Raw genomic sequence first — 14,612 nt, 5'->3', positions numbered from 1 at the left:
TCAATGTCCCCCGCCGGGCGCGCCGCCCTTGGGCAGCGGCCGCATCATCAGCACCAGGGGGATGGAGCCGAACAGGATCATGCCGAACAGCCAGAACAGGTCGCTGAAGGTCAGGACGTTGGCCTGGTGGGCCACCTGTTGGCTGAACACCGCCAGGCCGCGCAGCCGCCCGCCCTCCAGGTCGCCGTTGGCGAAGGCCTGGGTCAGCTGGGCGACGTAGGCCTGGCCCTCGGGTGAATTGTAGGTGACGCTTTCGCCGATGCGGTTGATGTGCAGCGTGTCGCGCTGGTCCAGCAGGGTGGAGATGACGGCCAGGCCGAACGAGCCACCCAGGTTGCGGGCGGCGTTGAACAGGCAGGACGCGTCCTCCGCATGCTCCTTGCCGGCCGACGCGGTCGCCGCCTGGTTCAGGAACAGCATGGAGAAGAACTGGCCCACCCCGCGCAGCAGTTGCGGCACCACCAGTTCCGGCCCCGCGATGTCGGGTGTCAGGTGGCTGTTCAGCATGCAGCTGATACCGTAGAACCCCAGGCCCATGGCGACTGCCAGGCGCACGTCGATGCGGCGCACGGCGACAGGGAAGAAGGGCATGAGCATCAGGGTGGGCACGCCGCTGATCATGGCGATATACCCCGACTGTTCGGGGTTATAGCCTTGCACATTGGCCAAGTACTGCGGGATCAGGTACAGCAGGCCATACAGCGCCCCGCCCACCACCAGGCTCATGACGAAGACGGCGGCGAAGCTGTGATTGCTGGCCAGGATGCTGAGGCGGATGACCGGCCGGCGGGCCACGAACTGCCCCGCGATCAACAGCACGAAGCCGACGATGGAGACGCCGGCCAAGGTGTTGATCATGTCGGATTCGAACCACCGCTCCCGCTGGCCCTCCTCCAGAAGGGTGGTCAGGCAGCCCAGGCCCAGCGTCAGCCCCAGGATTCCCAGCCAATCGGCGTCGGCCAACTGGCCCCAATCGCCCTTTTCCGAAGGCAGCCCCAACGTCAGCAGGCCCAGCAGCGTGAGGCCGATGGGCAGGTTCAAGAAAAAGGCGTAGTGCCAACTGACATTCTCCGCCAGATAGCCGCCGATGGCCGGCCCCAGCACGGGCCCCAGCACGGCGGTGGCGCCGAACATGGCGATGCCCACCGGCTGCTGGCTGGGCGGAAGGCGGGTGGAGACGATGGTCATGGCGGTGGGGATCATGGCGCCGCCGGTCATGCCCTGGCCCACGCGACCGATGATCATCTGCACCAGGTTGCTGGAAATGCCGCAGGCCATGGACGACAACACGAAGCCGGTGGTGACGATCAGCAGGAAGGTGCGCAGGCCCAGCAGGCGAACGAACCAGCCGGCCAGCGCGATCATGACGATCTCCGCCACCAGGTAGGCGGTGGAAATCCAGGTGCCCTCGCTGCCGCTGGCGCCCACCTCGCCCTGGATCAGGGGCAGGGCGGCGTTGACGATGGAAACGTCCAGCGTGGCCATCAGGGCGCCGATGGTGCCGGCCGCCACGGCCAGCCAGGCGCCGCTGTCGGCCTTCGACGCCCCACCTTTCTGGTCCGCTGTCGCGGCGGCGGCGCTCATTTGCCGGCCCCGTTCTGCGGCTGGTTGTTCTTCTCCGCGTCCCGGTTGCGCTGGACGGCGTCGTCATGTTCCCGCTGGCGGCGCTCCTCGGTGCGCTTGGCCTCTTCCTTGATGCGGCGCTCCTCCTCCTTGGCGCCGATGGTGTCGACGGTGACGATGACCGACAGGCCGGGCACCAGCACCTTGCGCGCCTCCGGTCCCGCTTCGATGCGGATGCGCACCGGCACGCGCTGCACGATCTTGGTGAAGTTGCCGGTGGCGTTCTGCGGTGGCAGCAGGGCGAATTGGGCGCCGGTACCAGGGGCGAAGCTGTCCACGGTGCCGTGGAACTCCCCGCCGCTGACGGCGTCGACGGTGAAGGTGGCGGGCTGGCCGATACGCATCAGGCCGATCTGCGTCTCCTTGTAGTTGGCGACCAGGTACACGCCCTCCAGCGGCACGATGGACATCAGGCGCGTGCCGGTCTGCACATATTGGCCGACGCGCACGGCGCGGTCGCCCACCCGGCCCTTGATGCTGCTGCGCACCAGGGTGCTGCGCAAATCCACGTCGGCCTGGTCCACCTGGGCCTGGGCTTGCTCCACCTGCGCCTGGGCGCTCTGGATCTGGGCGTTCAGCACGTCGATCTGGCGCCGCGCGCTTTCCACCTGCGCCTCGTCGGCGACAGCCTCGGCCTTGGCCTGGTCGCGCGTCTGGCGCATCTGGTCCAGCTGTTCCGCCGTCTGGGCGCCGCTGGCGGCCAGGGGGGTGTAGCGGTCGACCTGGCGCTGGGCATAGAGGGCGGTGCTGCGGGCGCCGGCCAGCTGGGCCTGGGCGCGGACGATCTCCGCCTCCTGCCGGCGGATCTGGGCCTGATATTCCACGATGGCGGCCTTGCCCTGGGCCACCTGGGCCACGGCCTGGTCGTGGCGCGCCTTGGTCTCCCGCTCGTCGATCTTCACCAGGGGCTGGCCCGGCTCCACCAGTTGGTTGTCCTCCACCAGCACCTGCTCGACATAGCCGCCCACCTTGGGGGCGACGGTCACCATGTCGGCCTGCAGGTAGGCGTCGTTGGTCTCCTGCTCGTATTGGCCGGTGGTCCAGTAATAGACGCCCCAGGCGATCAGGGCGGCCACCACGACCACGGCGGCGATGATCAGGCCGATGCGCACCCGGGGATTGGCGAGGGGGGAGGGTTTCTTGTCCTCCTTGCGGTCCTTGTCGCCGTCCTCGGCCCGCTTCTTGTCGTCCTGTCGCTTGTCATCGTCCTGATGACGATCGCCCTGGGGCTGCTGGTCCTTGCGTGGCGTCTCGTCATCACTCATGGGGCGGGCCTGCTCAGGGTATGGGGCGGCTGGGTGAACGGCCGCAGTAAACGGACAGGCCTGTCCAGATGTTCCGTGACAAACGCCGCAGCGGGAAATTTTTGAGGCGGTGCAACCGGATACGCCGCAACGGCGTTTCGGTTGAAGACATCTCCCCAGGGAAGGAGCGGCCCCGTGCGTCGCGATGCGCAGGACCGTCGGGAACGGTTGATCACGGCGGCGGCGGCGCTGTTCCAATGCCATGGCTACAATGTGGCGCTGGAGGCCATCGCGGCGGAGGCCGGGGTGGGCCGCGCCACGCTCTACCGCAACTTCGCCGACCGCCGTGCGCTGGCCCTGGCGGTGTTTGAGCGGCAATTGGCGGCCTTGGTCCAGGATTGGGCGGGCACCGGGGGCGACCCGGCCGCCTTTTACCCCTTCCTGTGCCGCATCGCCCGCCAGGCCGTGCTGCACGGCCCCCTGATCGCCAGCCTGGAGGCGGATGAGGACGGGCCCGTCCTCATCCAGGGGCTGCGCACGCTGCTGGACGCCGTGCTGGCCCCGCCGCTGGCCTCGGCGCAGGCGGCCGGCTTGGTGCGGCCGGACCTGACGGTGGCGGACCTGCACCGCGCGGCCAAGATGCTGGTGGGTGCCGCCGACCGCCTGGTGGCGGAGGCGCGGGAGCAAGCCCTGGCCGAGGCCTTGGCCCTGCTGGTCGAAGGCTTGCGGCCGCGATAGGGGTGTCAGCCCACCAGTCAGCCCACCAGGAAGGGTCGCGTGACCGCCATGAAATCGTCCAGCCGGTCGTGGTGCGGCCAGTGGCCGGCCTCCGCGATCATGGCTGTGCGGCCCTGGGGGAACAGGGCGGCGGCCCCGTTGGCCACCGGATCCTCCACCCAGCTTTTCCCGCCGTTGACCAGCAGGGTGGGGCAGGTGACGGCCGACCACAGGTCCCGCAACTCATCCAGGCTGATGCGGAAGGGATAGGCGGTGCGGATGTAGTTGTCGAACTTCCAGCTGTAGGTGCCGTCCTCGTTCTGGTGCAGGCCGTGGACGGTCAGGTGGCGCGCCTGGTCGGTCGACAGGAAGCTGTTCTCCGCCTGCATGCGGGCCACGGCCTCCTCCAGCGTCTGATATTTGCGCGGTCCACGGGCCGACAGCTCGTGCACCTTGTCCACCCAGGCGCGGAAACGGTCGGCCAGGGGCTTTTGCGTCCGCAGCTCCTGCCAGGGCCAGGTGCCCTCCACCACCGCTAGCCGCTCCACCAGCTCGGGATACAGGCTGGCCAGGAACAGGGCCGCCGCGCCACCATAGGAATGGCCCATGACCACCACCTTGCGGCCGGCGCGCTGGCGCAGCAGCTGCACCAGGTCGGCCACCACCTCCGCCAGGGTGTAGGCGCCGCCCTGGGACCAGGCGGAGTCGCCATGGCCACGCAGGTCGGGCGCCAGGATGTGGAAGTCGCGCGCCAAATCCTGCGCCACCCAGTCCCAGCTGCGGCAATGGTCGCGTCCGCCGTGGACCAGCAGCAGGGTGGGCTTGTCCTCCCGCCCCCACTCGGCATAGTGCAGGCGCAGGCGGTCGGAGAAGTAGAAGCGCGAGACGGGCCCGTTCATCGGCGTTATCCCTGTGACATTACGGGGGCGGAATGACCGCCCCCTTCTTGTTAAGTCAATCGCGGGGGGCGATGGACTCCCGCTCCACCTCCGGCGACACCCAGTCCAGCATCAGGCGGTTTTGCCGGCGCGCCAGCAGCACGGCCATCTCCGGGTCGCGGGCCAGGATGGCGTCCACCATGCGCAGGCGGCCGGTGCGCCAGTGGGCGCAACGCTCGGGATGCCCCTGGAAGACACGCAGGTTGGCGTCGCGCTGGCCGAATTCGAACAGCGTGCGGTGGAACAGCTCCAGCGCCGGGTTGCCCGCCATGCGCATGAGGATGGCGTAGAGGGCCACCTCGTCCCGCACCACGTCGGCCGCCAGGTAGGTCGCGTCCTTGCGGTCCACCAGATGCTGGCGGAACTCCGCCAGATCCAGCCGCGCGCCCGTGGCGTCGGCGCCCCCCTTGGCGTCGGCGCTCATGGTATCCGTCAGGGCGGCCAGACGGGCGGCCTCCACATTCACCAGTTGGAAGGCGTCCAGCACGTCGCGCACGGTGGTCTGACGCAGGCGCAGGTACAGCGCCGCGGCCTGGGTGACGGCCCCGATGTCCGGCCGCCGGCCGTAATAGCCGCCGCCATTGCCCCGTCGCACGACCAGCAGCTGCTCCTGCTCCAGGATGCGGGCGGTCTGACGCAGGGTGGGCCGGCTCAGGCCATAGCGGGCCAGCAGTTCCTCTTCCGAACCCAGCGGCGCGCCATCGGGCAGCGCCAGGATCTCATCGCGCATCCGCCGCGCCGCCTGGGCCGGCGCTCCGCCGCGTGCGGGAACCGGGGGCGTGTTTGCAGTCTGGGTCGTCACGGTGTCTGTTTCACGTGCGGGCAGGGGCATAGGGTACCGGTTTGGGGCCGTGGGGCCCGCGCATCGCGGCGGATCATTCCAGGATTGCCCGTAACAGGCAACCTTTCGGGCTGGGGAAGGGGGACGCGGCGGCCGCGTGAGCGGCGACGGGGAAACGCCTTCACAAGCTTCGCAAGCGCCGTTTCCAGCCTTCACCCCCTTTTCCTAGTCAGGCCGGGCGGATCGCTGAATAATCCTGGTGACTTCGGTATTCGCCTGCCCCTTCGATGATGTCGGGCAGGTCGCGGGGACCGTCCGGGCCGTGGTATGGGGTCTGGTCCCCACCCGGCGCCGCGGAACGACGCCCACGATAATCATCCTGGAGAGGACCCCAATGTCCGAGTTCGCTTACGAGAACATCCTGGTCGAGGTGCGGGGCCCCGTGGGCCTGATCCGCCTGAACCGTCCCAAGGCACTGAACGCCCTGTCCGACGGGCTGGTGACCGATCTGGAGGATGCGCTGAACCGCCTGGAGGCGGACGACGCCATCGGGGCCATCGTCTTGACGGGCAGCGAAAAGGCCTTCGCCGCCGGCGCGGACATCAAGGAGATGCAGTCCAAGACCTACATGGACGCCTACCTGGGCGATTTCATCACCAAGAAGTGGGGGCGCCTGGCCACCTGCCGCAAGCCGACCATCGCGGCGGTCGCGGGCTACGCCCTGGGCGGCGGGTGTGAACTGGCCATGATGGCCGACATCCTGCTGGCCGCCGACACGGCCAAGTTCGGCCAGCCGGAAATCACCATCGGCACCATTCCCGGCGCCGGCGGTACCCAGCGCCTGACCCGCGCTATCGGCAAGGCCAAGGCCATGGAACTGGTGCTGACCGGCCGCATGATGGACGCGGCGGAGGCTGAGCGGGCGGGCCTGGTGGCGCGTATCATTCCGGCGGCGGAGCTGGTGGATGAGGCGATCAAGGTGGCGGAGAAGATCTGCGGCTATTCCCGCCCCGCCGTGATGATGGCGAAGGAGGCGGTGGACCGCGCGTTCGAGCTGACCCTGGCCGAAGGCCTGCGGTTCGAGCGCCGGCTGTTCCACTCGACCTTCGCGCTGGAGGACCAGAAGGAAGGCATGAGCGCGTTCGCCGAGAAGCGTCCGCCCCAGTTCAAGGGCCGGTAAGCGCTTCCATTCGACACCAGGCAACGGCGACGCGGAACAGGAGACGACCTACCCAGGGAGGACGGCATGGCGGCGGAGGGGCCCGGGCACTGGGGCGACCGGTGGGTTGGCGCGCAACGGATAGCGGCCGCCCTGCTGGCCTTGGTCAACGCCTTGCGCCCGTGGCGCATCTACCTCCTGGTCCCATCGCCGATGCGTGGTGAGGGGGCCACCGGCCACTTCCTGATCGTCATCGATGACGAGGCGCCGCTGCCCTACTGGGACGGCAACCTGGCGCTGGCCACCCTGGGCCGCCTGAACCTGCCCGCCGCCGTGACGGTCCTGTGCATGGGCGATTTCCGCAGCGCCCTGCAGGTCGACGGCTCCATCGCCCAGCGCATGGTGGAGGAAGGCGAACTCCTCTTCGCCGCCCGGGCGCCGTGGAAAGACGGGGAAGTGCGACTTAAGGCCTAGAGTTCATTTTTACCAAACACTTGGACGCCGTTTCTAACACTCAAGGTGAGAGCATGCGTAGCGCCGCCAAACTGGGCCCCGCGCGATCCTGGGATGAGGAAAGCCTGGCTCAGCTGATCGCCATGAACGCCGCCGGCCACGGCGACCGCGAAATCGCCCAGGCCCTGGGCCGTACTGTCGCCTCCGTCCAGCACAAGCGCCACCTGCTGCGCCTGGCCACCCCGGTGGATCATCGGCGCGGCCGGCGCATGCGGCTGGAGGGGGCGGCCATTCCCGCCTAGAGTGCGATCGTTCCGGATGGACTCGTCTGGAGCGTGAATCGCACGGCGAAACAAAAGCTTAGAGTTTTTCTGACCCTTCAACGGAAGTCAGAAAAACTCTAAGCGTGGCGGCGGGCCACCAGCACGAAGGTGGCGATGCCGCTCAGGACCACCACCGGGATGATGCCCGTCAGCACGTCGGCGCTGCTGCCGCCGCCGGCGATCAACTGGCCGGCCAGCAGGGGCCCGACGACGGAGCCCAGGCGCCCGGCGGCCACCACGGCGCCCACGCCCAGGCCACGCACCTCCGCCGGGTAATAGCTGGGGGCCAGCCCATAGATCATGGCCTGCGCCGCCAGCACCGCCGCGCCGGCGATGGCGGCCACGGCCATGAGGAAGTTGGCCTCCGCCCCGGCCAGGCCGGCCAGGGCCAGCGCCAGGGCCAGGAAGATGACGATCACGGCCAGACGGCGGTCCACCCGTTCCAGCAACTGGCCGGCGATGCCGGAGCCGCAGGCGCCGCCCATGTTGAAGACGATCTGCACCCCCAGCACCAGGGTACGGGGCAGCCCGCGGGACAACAGCAGCACGGGCAGCCAGTTCAGCAGCAGGTACAGCACCAGCAGCGCGAAAAAAGACCCCAGCCACAGGGCGCCGGTGTCGATGCGCCGTCCCGGCGCGAACAAGGCTTGCAGGATGCCCTGGCGCGGCGCGTCGGCCGGCGGCGCCATGCGGAAGGCGGGCAGGGCCACGGCCAGGATGGGCAGCAGCGCCAGGGGGGCGACGCCGCCCACCCAGAACACCGTCTGCCAGTCGCCGTGGCCACCGCGCAAGGCCATGAAGGCGGCCAGGGCCCCGCCCAAGGGCATGCCGGCATAGATCACGGCCACGGCGCCGGCCTTGCCCCGCTCCGTGCTTTCCGACGCGATGGCGATCAGGTTGGGGAAGGCGCCGCCCAGGCCCAGGCCGGTGAGGAAGCGGGCGGCCAACAGGCTGGGATAATCCCAGGTCAGCGCCGTGAGGCAGGAGAACAGGCCGAAGACGCCCAGCGACAGCATCAGCGCCACCTTGCGCCCCTTGAGGTCGGAAACGCGGCCGCCCACCAGGGCGCCCACGATCAGGCCGGCGATGGCCGCGCTGAACACCAGGCTCATTTGCGTGGGGTTCAGCTGGAAGGCGGGACCCAGCCGGGGCGCGGCCACGCCGGCCGACTGCAGGTCGAACCCCTCGATGGCGGCCGCCAGGAAGCACAGGCCCATGGTCAGGCGCTGCGCGCCCGCGGTCAGCCCCACAGGGTTGGCCGTCCCCGCCATCGGCAATGTTTCGCCCATCCCGTCCTCCGCCGTTGTTCTTTAATGGCGTTTCACATCAGATTTAGCTTCGATCTGATCCGTCCGCTAGGCAGCTTTGAAAATCCGCCGTACCACCTGGGACCAAAAATGCATGACCGTATGCGGCCAGCCGATCGGTTAGGCTACCGGCATGGGGACACGAAGGCTTGAGATCATGACGTTCACGATAGACCGCACTTCCAATCCGACCGACGACGCCACGCGCGCCCGCATCCTGGAAAACCCCGGCTTCGGCAAGGTATTCACCGACCACATGGTGACCATCCGCTGGACGGAGGGCCAGGGCTGGCACGACGCCAAGGTCACGGCGCGGGTACCGTTTGCGCTCGATCCGGCCGCCGCCGTGCTGCACTACGCCCAGGAAATCTTCGAGGGCATGAAGGCCTACCGGGCGGCCGACGGCGGCGTGACGCTGTTCCGTCCCGACGCCAACGCCCGCCGTTTCCGGGAATCGGCGGAGCGCATGGCCATGCCCCTGATTTCGGAAGAGCTGTTCCTGGAGGCGGTGGAGCAGCTGGTGCGCATCGACCAGGCCTGGATCCCCGGCGGGGAGGGCGGCAGCCTGTACATCCGCCCCTTCATGTTCGCCAACGAGGCCTTCCTGGGCGTGCGGCCGGCGTCGGAGTACATCTTCTGCGTCATCGCCTGCCCGGTGGGCGCCTACTTCAAGGGCGGGGCCAAGGCGATCACCATCTGGGCGCCGGAGAACTACACCCGCGCCGCCCCCGGCGGCACCGGTGCGGCCAAGTGCGGCGGCAACTACGCCGCCAGCCTGATCGCCCAGCTGGAGGCCAGCAAGCACGGCTGCGACCAGGTGGTGTTCCTGGATGCGGCGGAGCATCGCTGGATCGAGGAGCTGGGCGGCATGAACGTCTTCTTCGTCCGCGATGACGGCAGTCTGCTGACCCCGCCGCTCAGCGGCACCATCCTGCCCGGCATCACCCGCGACAGCATCATCCAGCTGGCGCGCAGCCTGGGCCACACGGTGGTGGAAGAGCCGTATTCCCTGGCGCAATGGAAGGAGGATGCCGCCACCGGCCGGGTGCGCGAGGCCTTCGCCTGCGGCACCGCCGCCGTGCTGGCTCCCATCGGCACCGTGCGGACGGGGCAGGGCGACTTCGTCATCGGCAACGGCGAGGGCGGATCGACCACCGCCAGCCTGCGGGAGCGCCTGGTCGGCATGCAGCGCGGCAGCCAAGCCCCGCTGGTGGATGGCTGGATCCGCCGCGTCCTGTAGCCATACCTGTAAACCCCCGGCGCCCATAAGGCGCCGGGACGTGGCCTTCAGTTCATCAGCGCCGGAATTCCCGCCGCGTCATGTGCCAAAGGGCAAAATCTGCCAAGCGGGCACCCCTGCCTCCGTCGTCCCCAAGACACAATTGCTCCGCCCGGCATCGGGTGTCGTGGAAACCGGGCGGCCGTCCTTGTACTGATTGGCGGCGGCCCATATGCCGGGGGCACTGCCGATCTGTGGGTGGGGGCCGCCCATGACGGCACCGCTTGCGACGGCCATGGGGCCAATAGCCGGGCCGATAACGGCGGGGCTTGGCAGTAAAGACCCCAAGTGCCCAGGGAGGCTGTTCACAGGCAGATTGGCGATGCGCATCCACTCCCCTTGGGCATCGTCCGTCTTCTGGGCGAGCCTGTTTGCGATGGCGGTTTTCTCAAAGGCTGCCGGAGCTGCTGCGTCGCCGGTTGAGCCGGGCAGTACGCACCACGCGGGGATGGAGTTGATGAGACTGCCGTTGACATAAGTGGCGACACCCGTTGATAAGCCGGGCGTGATCTGAGGCAGCATCACGGATTTTCCCGTATTGGCCGCTTCGGTGGCATCGGGCGATTTCACTTCAAAAATCATATTCGTTTTTCCCATCAACGCGTCAGTTGGGGCATTAACCCGCTAGAGCGACGCCCGGTCTGGAACGCGCGCCGTTTTTTGGCACATCTGGCGCTGTCTGGCCCGGCAGGCGCTTGGCCACGGACCGCGCCACCTCCTCCGCGTGGATCAGCACCTGCGGCAGGCCCATCAACTCGCCGAAGGTGGCGCGGGCCAGGGGGCCGGCCACCCACAGCGTCTCATCGGGCATGCCGCGCACATCGATGACCCGGCTCTGGTCATCCACCGCGATGCCCAGGCCCAGCGCGTCGGGGTGAAGGCGCCCGGCCGCCACCAGGGGCGCCAGGGCCGGCACGGCGTCAATGAGATGATCGTGCGCGGGGCCGGTGGCCACCACCACCGCATCCGCCGTGCGGATCAGGGTGGGACCGCCCCGGCGGGGGCGCAAGGTGGCGTGCACGCCCTCGGCATCGGCCCGGATGTCGGCCAGGCTGGCCGCCAGGATTTCCAGCTGCCCCCGCGCCTGTAATTCCTGGATCGTCGCCTCCGGCTGCGGGGCGATGCGATAGCGGTGCGCATCCCAAAAGGGACGCAGGTGGCGCAACAGCTTGCGCTTCTCAGCCAAGGGCAGGGCCTGCCAGATGGCGCGGGCGTCGCGGCGCACTGCATCCAGCACCACCTGCCACGGCTGGCCCTCCGCCCCGGCGGCGGCCACGGTGGCGCGGACGCGCCGCAGCAGGGCCAGGGCCGTCACCTCGGGCCGGGTGGCGAAGTCGCCCACCAGATCGCCCGTGTCCAGGGCGTGGCCACGGGGCGTCAGTCCGCGGCGGGAAAAGACGGTGATGGGGCCCTTGTGCCCGCCGGCCTCCAGGGTAGCCAGGATGTCCGCCATGGTCAGGCCCGATCCAACCACCAGTACCCGGGCGCCGGGATCCAACCCGTCCAGCGCGCCGGGCGCCCAAGGGTTGGCGATCAGGCGCGGGTCGTCGCCCAGGGCCTCCACCAGGGCGGGGGGCGGGGCCGGCGGCGGGTGGCTTGTGGCGATGATCACCATGTCGGCCACCAGGCGGCCACCGTTCTCCAGCGCCACGGCATAGCCGAAGGATTGGCCTGGCGGCGCATCGCGCGGGATGGGGGTGACGGAAGTGGCGCGCTGCTGCACATGCCGGATGTGGGCGGGTCCGTCGGACGCCGCCTGCTCCCGCACCAGCCCGTCGAGATAGCGCCCGAATTCCAGCCGGCTGGAGAAGATGTGGCCGCCCTTGACCAAAGCCTGCGGATCGGTGGCCAGCACGCCGGAGCGGCGCAGCCAGCGGTCGAAATGGCCCATGTCGGCGGAAAAGGCGCTCATGCGCGCCGCCGGCACGTTGATGCGGTGCTGCGGGTCCGGGGTGGAATAGGCGACGCCGCCCCCCAGCAGCGGGCGCGGCTCCACGATGTCGATGTCCACCGGCACGGGCGTGCCCCGGGCCAGGTGCAGGGCGGCCACGGCCCCACTGAACCCGCCGCCCAGGATGACGACGCGGGGTGCGGTTCTTTGTTGGGGCGTGTCACCCAGGGACATGCGGAACCCGATCAGTGATACCGGTTACGGCGGTGCCGGTCATAGGGCGGCGGCGGTCAGGCTGTCGGGTGCCAGAGTGTCAGGGGCCAGCGATTGGTTCAAGGCGGCACGTAGTTGCCTTTTATGAACTTCAAAAGCGTGGGCGTCGCGGTCCCGGGGACGGGACATCGCCACCGTCCGGATGTCGTCGACGCGGCCTGGGCGGGGGCGCAGGGTCACCACGCGGTCGGCCAGCACCAGTGCCTCCTCGATGTCATGCGTCACCAGCACCAGGGTGGGGCGCTCGAAGGCCCAGAGTTCCAGCAGATGGTCCTGCAGGGCGGTACGCGTCAGGGCGTCCAGGGCGGAGAACGGCTCATCCAGCAGCAGGACCTGCGGCCGGGTCACCAGGGCGCGGGCCAGCGCTGCGCGCTGCGCCTGGCCGCCTGACAGTTCGCGTGGCCAGGCCTGGGCGTGGGCCGTCAGGCCCACGCGGTCCAGGGCCGTCGCCACGCGCACGGCCCGCTCGCCCGGCGGCAGCGCCGCCAAACCGAAGCCCACATTGTCGGCGACGCTGAGCCAGGGCAACAGGCGGGGTTCCTGGAACACCAGGCCCACCGCCGGATGGGGGCCGTTGATGAGGTCGCCGCCCACGCGCACCGATCCGGCGCTGGGCGTTTCCAGCCCCGCGACCAGGCGCAGCAGCGTGCTCTTGCCACAGCCGGAGCCGCCGACGATGGCCAGGATCTCGCCCGCCGGCACACGGAGGTCGATGCCGCCCAGGGCGCGCAGGCCGTTGGGATAGGTCTTGGCGAGACCGGAGATCTCAAGGTCCACGCTCATCAGCGGCCCCCCTGATAGGCGTCCTGCCAGCGCAGCGCCGGGGCGGCCAGTGCCACGATGATCGCGTCCGCCGCCTTGCCCAGCAGGGCGAAGACCAGGATGGCGGCGATGATCTGGTCGGGCTTGCCCAGTTGCTGGCCGTCCACCAGCAGATAGCCGATGCCCTCCGACGCGCCCATGTATTCGGCCGCCACCACGAACATCCAGCCCAGGCCCAGGCCGGTGCGCAGGGCCACCACCAGGGCCGGCAGGATGGCGGGCAGCAAGATGCGCCGCGCCAGCGCCAGGCCGGACAGGCGGTAGATGCGCCCCACCTCGACGATCTTGCGGTCCACGCCCAGCACGGCGCCCATGACGCCCAAATAGACGGGGAAGAAGACGCCCACGGCGATCAGCGCGACCTTGGAGGTTTCGAAGATGCCCAGCCACAGCAGGAACAATGGCACCCAGGCCAGCGACGGGATGGCGCGCAGGCCCTGCAATGCCGGGTCCACCAGGCGGCGGAACAGGGGGAATAGCTGGCGGCCAGGCCGGACAGGATGCCGGCGGCACCGCCCAGGGCGAAGCCGGCGCCCACCCGGGCCGCCGTGGCGCCGACGTGGGGCCACAGCTCCCCCGACCGGGCCAGTTTCCACAGGGCGACGGCCACGCGGCTGGGCGGCGGCACCAGGCGACCGGTGGCCAGGCCCGACCGCACCGCCGCCTCCCACGCCAGGGCCGCCAGCAGCGGCAGGGCCAGGCCCAGCAGCAGGGGGCGCCAGTCCAGACGCGGCAATCCCCAAGGCCGGGGTCCGGCGGCGGCGATGGCCAGCGCGCCGTTCTCCAAGCCCGCCGTCGCCTCCGCCGTCATGGCGTCAGCCCACCGCGTAGCGGCTGTCGACCAGCTCTGCCGCCACCTTGCGCACGTCCACGCCGGCCTCGATCAGACCTACCTGCTGCATGGCCAAGCCGGAGGCGACCACGCTATCGGCCTGTGCCGGCTTCAGGTGGCCTTGGCTCAGGTCGGTGCGCTGCAACTGCCTGGCCACCACAGCGTCCGCCAACTTGGTCTGGGCCACCAAGCTGGCGGCCAAGGCATCCGGATGGGCCAGGGCGAAGGCCCGGGCCTTTTCATAGGCGGCCAGCACCTTTTGCACCAGGGCCGGGTTGTCGGCCGCGAACTCCTCCCGCACGTTCAGGGCGCCCCAGCTGATGAAGGCGGGGTTGCGGTACAGCAGGCGGGCGTTGTTCTCCACCTCCGCCGCCGCCATCAGCGGATCCAGCCCCGCCCAGGCGTCCACGTCGCCGCGCAGCAGGGCCTGCTTGCCATCGGGGTGCTGCACCAGCACCAGCTTCACGTCGTCCTGGGTCAGGCCGGCGCTGGCCAGGGCGCGAACCAGGAAGATGTGCGGGTCGGTGCCGCGCGTCACGGCGATGCGCTTGCCTTTCAGGTCGGCGATGGACTTCGCCGGGCTGTCCGCCGGCACCACCAATGCCGTCCATTCCGACTTGCCATAAACGTAGACGGAGCGGATGGGGTTGCCGCCGATGCGGCCCAACAACGCCGCGGCGCTGGCGGTGGACCCGAAGTCCAGGCTGCCGGCGTTCAGGAATTCCAGCGCCTTGTTGGAACCCAGGGACTGCACCCAGCGGACGCTGACGCCATCCGCCTTCAAATCCTCCTCCAGCCAGCCCTTGTCCTTCAGCAGCAGGCTGACGGGGCTGTAGGTGGCGAAGTCCAGGCGCAGCTCGGTCGTCTTGGCCAGGGCGCGGGCCGGGCGCAGCAGTGGGGCGGCGGCCACGGCCAAGCCGCCGGCCAGCAGGGTGCGGCGGGTAAAGGTCGTCATTCGGGTGCTTTCCTT

16 protein-coding genes are annotated in these 14,612 nt (G+C 69.5%); 5 read left to right on the top strand and 11 right to left on the bottom strand.

The genetic code is table 11. From position 1 onward, the window contains the following. Both UAJ10_RS05125 and UAJ10_RS05120 read right to left on the bottom strand, forming a co-directional pair. The gene (locus UAJ10_RS05125; RefSeq protein ID WP_322914283.1) at positions 1–1,584 is read right to left on the bottom strand and encodes an MDR family MFS transporter; all 1,584 of its coding nucleotides are present in this window, start codon (positions 1,582–1,584) and stop codon (positions 1–3) included. Further along, positions 1,581–2,888 (bottom strand): HlyD family secretion protein, encoded by a 1,308-nt coding sequence (locus UAJ10_RS05120; protein ID WP_322914282.1) that lies wholly within the window; start codon positions 2,886–2,888, stop codon positions 1,581–1,583. The genes UAJ10_RS05125 and UAJ10_RS05120 overlap by 4 nt, the downstream gene beginning before the upstream one ends. 174 nt (positions 2,889–3,062) lie before the next feature. On the opposite strand from UAJ10_RS05120, the gene UAJ10_RS05115 reads away from it, so the two are divergent. Beyond that, positions 3,063–3,605 carry a TetR/AcrR family transcriptional regulator gene (locus UAJ10_RS05115; RefSeq protein ID WP_322914281.1) on the top strand — a complete coding sequence of 181 codons (543 nt, stop codon included), beginning with the start codon at positions 3,063–3,065 and terminating at the stop codon, positions 3,603–3,605. Between the two features lie 17 nt (positions 3,606–3,622). Here UAJ10_RS05115 and UAJ10_RS05110 read toward each other — a convergent pair whose 3' ends face one another. Next, complete coding sequence (locus UAJ10_RS05110; protein ID WP_322914280.1) at positions 3,623–4,483, bottom strand: alpha/beta fold hydrolase; 861 nt, start codon at positions 4,481–4,483, stop codon at positions 3,623–3,625. A 55-nt stretch (positions 4,484–4,538) separates the two neighbouring features. Further along, entirely contained in the window at positions 4,539–5,354 is an 816-nt protein-coding gene (locus UAJ10_RS05105) for a FadR/GntR family transcriptional regulator (RefSeq protein ID WP_322914279.1), read from the bottom strand. Positions 5,355–5,697: 343 nt separating this feature from the next. Between UAJ10_RS05105 and UAJ10_RS05100 the strand changes: the two genes are divergently transcribed. The 3 genes from UAJ10_RS05100 (at position 5,698) to UAJ10_RS05090 (ending at position 7,217) form a co-directional block, all read left to right on the top strand. Beyond that, positions 5,698–6,483: an enoyl-CoA hydratase gene (locus UAJ10_RS05100; protein WP_322914278.1), complete on the top strand. Its 786-nt coding sequence runs from the start codon at positions 5,698–5,700 to the stop codon at positions 6,481–6,483. 66 nt (positions 6,484–6,549) lie between these two features. Then, positions 6,550–6,936 carry a hypothetical protein gene (locus UAJ10_RS05095; RefSeq protein ID WP_322914277.1) on the top strand — a complete coding sequence of 129 codons (387 nt, stop codon included), beginning with the start codon at positions 6,550–6,552 and terminating at the stop codon, positions 6,934–6,936. Between the two features lie 53 nt (positions 6,937–6,989). Continuing rightward, positions 6,990–7,217, top strand: a complete 228-nt coding sequence (locus UAJ10_RS05090; protein ID WP_322914276.1) for a hypothetical protein — start codon at positions 6,990–6,992, stop codon at positions 7,215–7,217. A gap of 98 nt (positions 7,218–7,315) precedes the next feature. Here the strand turns inward: UAJ10_RS05090 and mhpT are convergent, their stop codons facing one another. Further along, positions 7,316–8,527, bottom strand: a complete 1,212-nt coding sequence (mhpT, locus tag UAJ10_RS05085; protein WP_322914275.1) for a 3-(3-hydroxy-phenyl)propionate transporter MhpT — start codon at positions 8,525–8,527, stop codon at positions 7,316–7,318. Positions 8,528–8,702: 175 nt separating this feature from the next. Here mhpT and UAJ10_RS05080 point away from each other — a divergent pair, with 175 nt between their 5' ends. Next, a complete protein-coding gene (locus tag UAJ10_RS05080) occupies positions 8,703–9,785 on the top strand; it encodes a branched-chain amino acid aminotransferase (RefSeq protein WP_322914274.1) in 1,083 nt (360 codons plus the stop codon). A gap of 78 nt (positions 9,786–9,863) precedes the next feature. Here UAJ10_RS05080 and UAJ10_RS05075 read toward each other — a convergent pair whose 3' ends face one another. The 6 genes from UAJ10_RS05075 to UAJ10_RS05050 are packed head-to-tail and all read right to left on the bottom strand — an operon-like array spanning position 9,864 to position 14,597. After that, positions 9,864–10,406, bottom strand: a complete 543-nt coding sequence (locus UAJ10_RS05075; RefSeq protein ID WP_322914273.1) for a hypothetical protein — start codon at positions 10,404–10,406, stop codon at positions 9,864–9,866. 34 nt (positions 10,407–10,440) lie between these two features. Beyond that, positions 10,441–11,949 (bottom strand): FAD/NAD(P)-binding protein, encoded by a 1,509-nt coding sequence (locus UAJ10_RS05070; protein ID WP_322914272.1) that lies wholly within the window; start codon positions 11,947–11,949, stop codon positions 10,441–10,443. Positions 11,950–11,988: 39 nt separating this feature from the next. Then, the gene (locus UAJ10_RS05065; RefSeq protein ID WP_322914271.1) at positions 11,989–12,771 is read right to left on the bottom strand and encodes an ABC transporter ATP-binding protein; all 783 of its coding nucleotides are present in this window, start codon (positions 12,769–12,771) and stop codon (positions 11,989–11,991) included. Then, positions 12,771–13,253, bottom strand: coding sequence for an ABC transporter permease (locus tag UAJ10_RS05060; RefSeq protein ID WP_322914270.1), 483 nt, complete (start codon positions 13,251–13,253; stop codon positions 12,771–12,773). The genes UAJ10_RS05065 and UAJ10_RS05060 overlap by 1 nt, the downstream gene beginning before the upstream one ends. Beyond that, the gene (locus UAJ10_RS05055) at positions 13,163–13,621 is read right to left on the bottom strand and encodes a hypothetical protein (protein WP_322914269.1); all 459 of its coding nucleotides are present in this window, start codon (positions 13,619–13,621) and stop codon (positions 13,163–13,165) included. The genes UAJ10_RS05060 and UAJ10_RS05055 overlap by 91 nt, the downstream gene beginning before the upstream one ends. Positions 13,622–13,625: 4 nt before the next feature. Further along, a complete protein-coding gene (locus tag UAJ10_RS05050; RefSeq protein WP_322914268.1) occupies positions 13,626–14,597 on the bottom strand; it encodes an aliphatic sulfonate ABC transporter substrate-binding protein in 972 nt (323 codons plus the stop codon). Positions 14,598–14,612 lie beyond the last annotated feature (15 nt).

Source organism: Nitrospirillum guaranorum, from assembly GCF_034653275.1.
GTDB lineage: Bacteria > Pseudomonadota > Alphaproteobacteria > Azospirillales > Azospirillaceae > Nitrospirillum.
The sequence above is the reverse complement of the archived record's forward strand: the minus strand, read 5'-3'. Positions and strand labels throughout refer to the sequence as shown.

Excerpts from the sequence above, each read along its gene's own strand:
- UAJ10_RS05120 (WP_322914282.1), bottom strand. The coding sequence starts at position 2,888 with ATGAGTGATGACGAGACGCCACGCAAGGACCAGCAGCCCCAGGGCGAT.
- UAJ10_RS05075 (WP_322914273.1), bottom strand. The coding sequence starts at position 10,406 with ATGATTTTTGAAGTGAAATCGCCCGATGCCACCGAAGCGGCCAATACG.
- UAJ10_RS05100 (WP_322914278.1), top strand. The coding sequence starts at position 5,698 with ATGTCCGAGTTCGCTTACGAGAACATCCTGGTCGAGGTGCGGGGCCCC.
- UAJ10_RS05090 (WP_322914276.1), top strand. The coding sequence starts at position 6,990 with ATGCGTAGCGCCGCCAAACTGGGCCCCGCGCGATCCTGGGATGAGGAA.
- UAJ10_RS05080 (WP_322914274.1), top strand. The coding sequence starts at position 8,703 with ATGACGTTCACGATAGACCGCACTTCCAATCCGACCGACGACGCCACG.
- UAJ10_RS05105 (WP_322914279.1), bottom strand. The coding sequence starts at position 5,354 with ATGCCCCTGCCCGCACGTGAAACAGACACCGTGACGACCCAGACTGCA.
- UAJ10_RS05055 (WP_322914269.1), bottom strand. The coding sequence starts at position 13,621 with ATGACGGCGGAGGCGACGGCGGGCTTGGAGAACGGCGCGCTGGCCATC.
- UAJ10_RS05125 (WP_322914283.1), bottom strand. The coding sequence starts at position 1,584 with ATGAGCGCCGCCGCCGCGACAGCGGACCAGAAAGGTGGGGCGTCGAAG.
- UAJ10_RS05050 (WP_322914268.1), bottom strand. The coding sequence starts at position 14,597 with ATGACGACCTTTACCCGCCGCACCCTGCTGGCCGGCGGCTTGGCCGTG.
- UAJ10_RS05070 (WP_322914272.1), bottom strand. The coding sequence starts at position 11,949 with ATGTCCCTGGGTGACACGCCCCAACAAAGAACCGCACCCCGCGTCGTC.
- UAJ10_RS05065 (WP_322914271.1), bottom strand. The coding sequence starts at position 12,771 with ATGAGCGTGGACCTTGAGATCTCCGGTCTCGCCAAGACCTATCCCAAC.
- UAJ10_RS05095 (WP_322914277.1), top strand. The coding sequence starts at position 6,550 with ATGGCGGCGGAGGGGCCCGGGCACTGGGGCGACCGGTGGGTTGGCGCG.
- UAJ10_RS05110 (WP_322914280.1), bottom strand. The coding sequence starts at position 4,483 with ATGAACGGGCCCGTCTCGCGCTTCTACTTCTCCGACCGCCTGCGCCTG.
- mhpT (WP_322914275.1), bottom strand. The coding sequence starts at position 8,527 with ATGGGCGAAACATTGCCGATGGCGGGGACGGCCAACCCTGTGGGGCTG.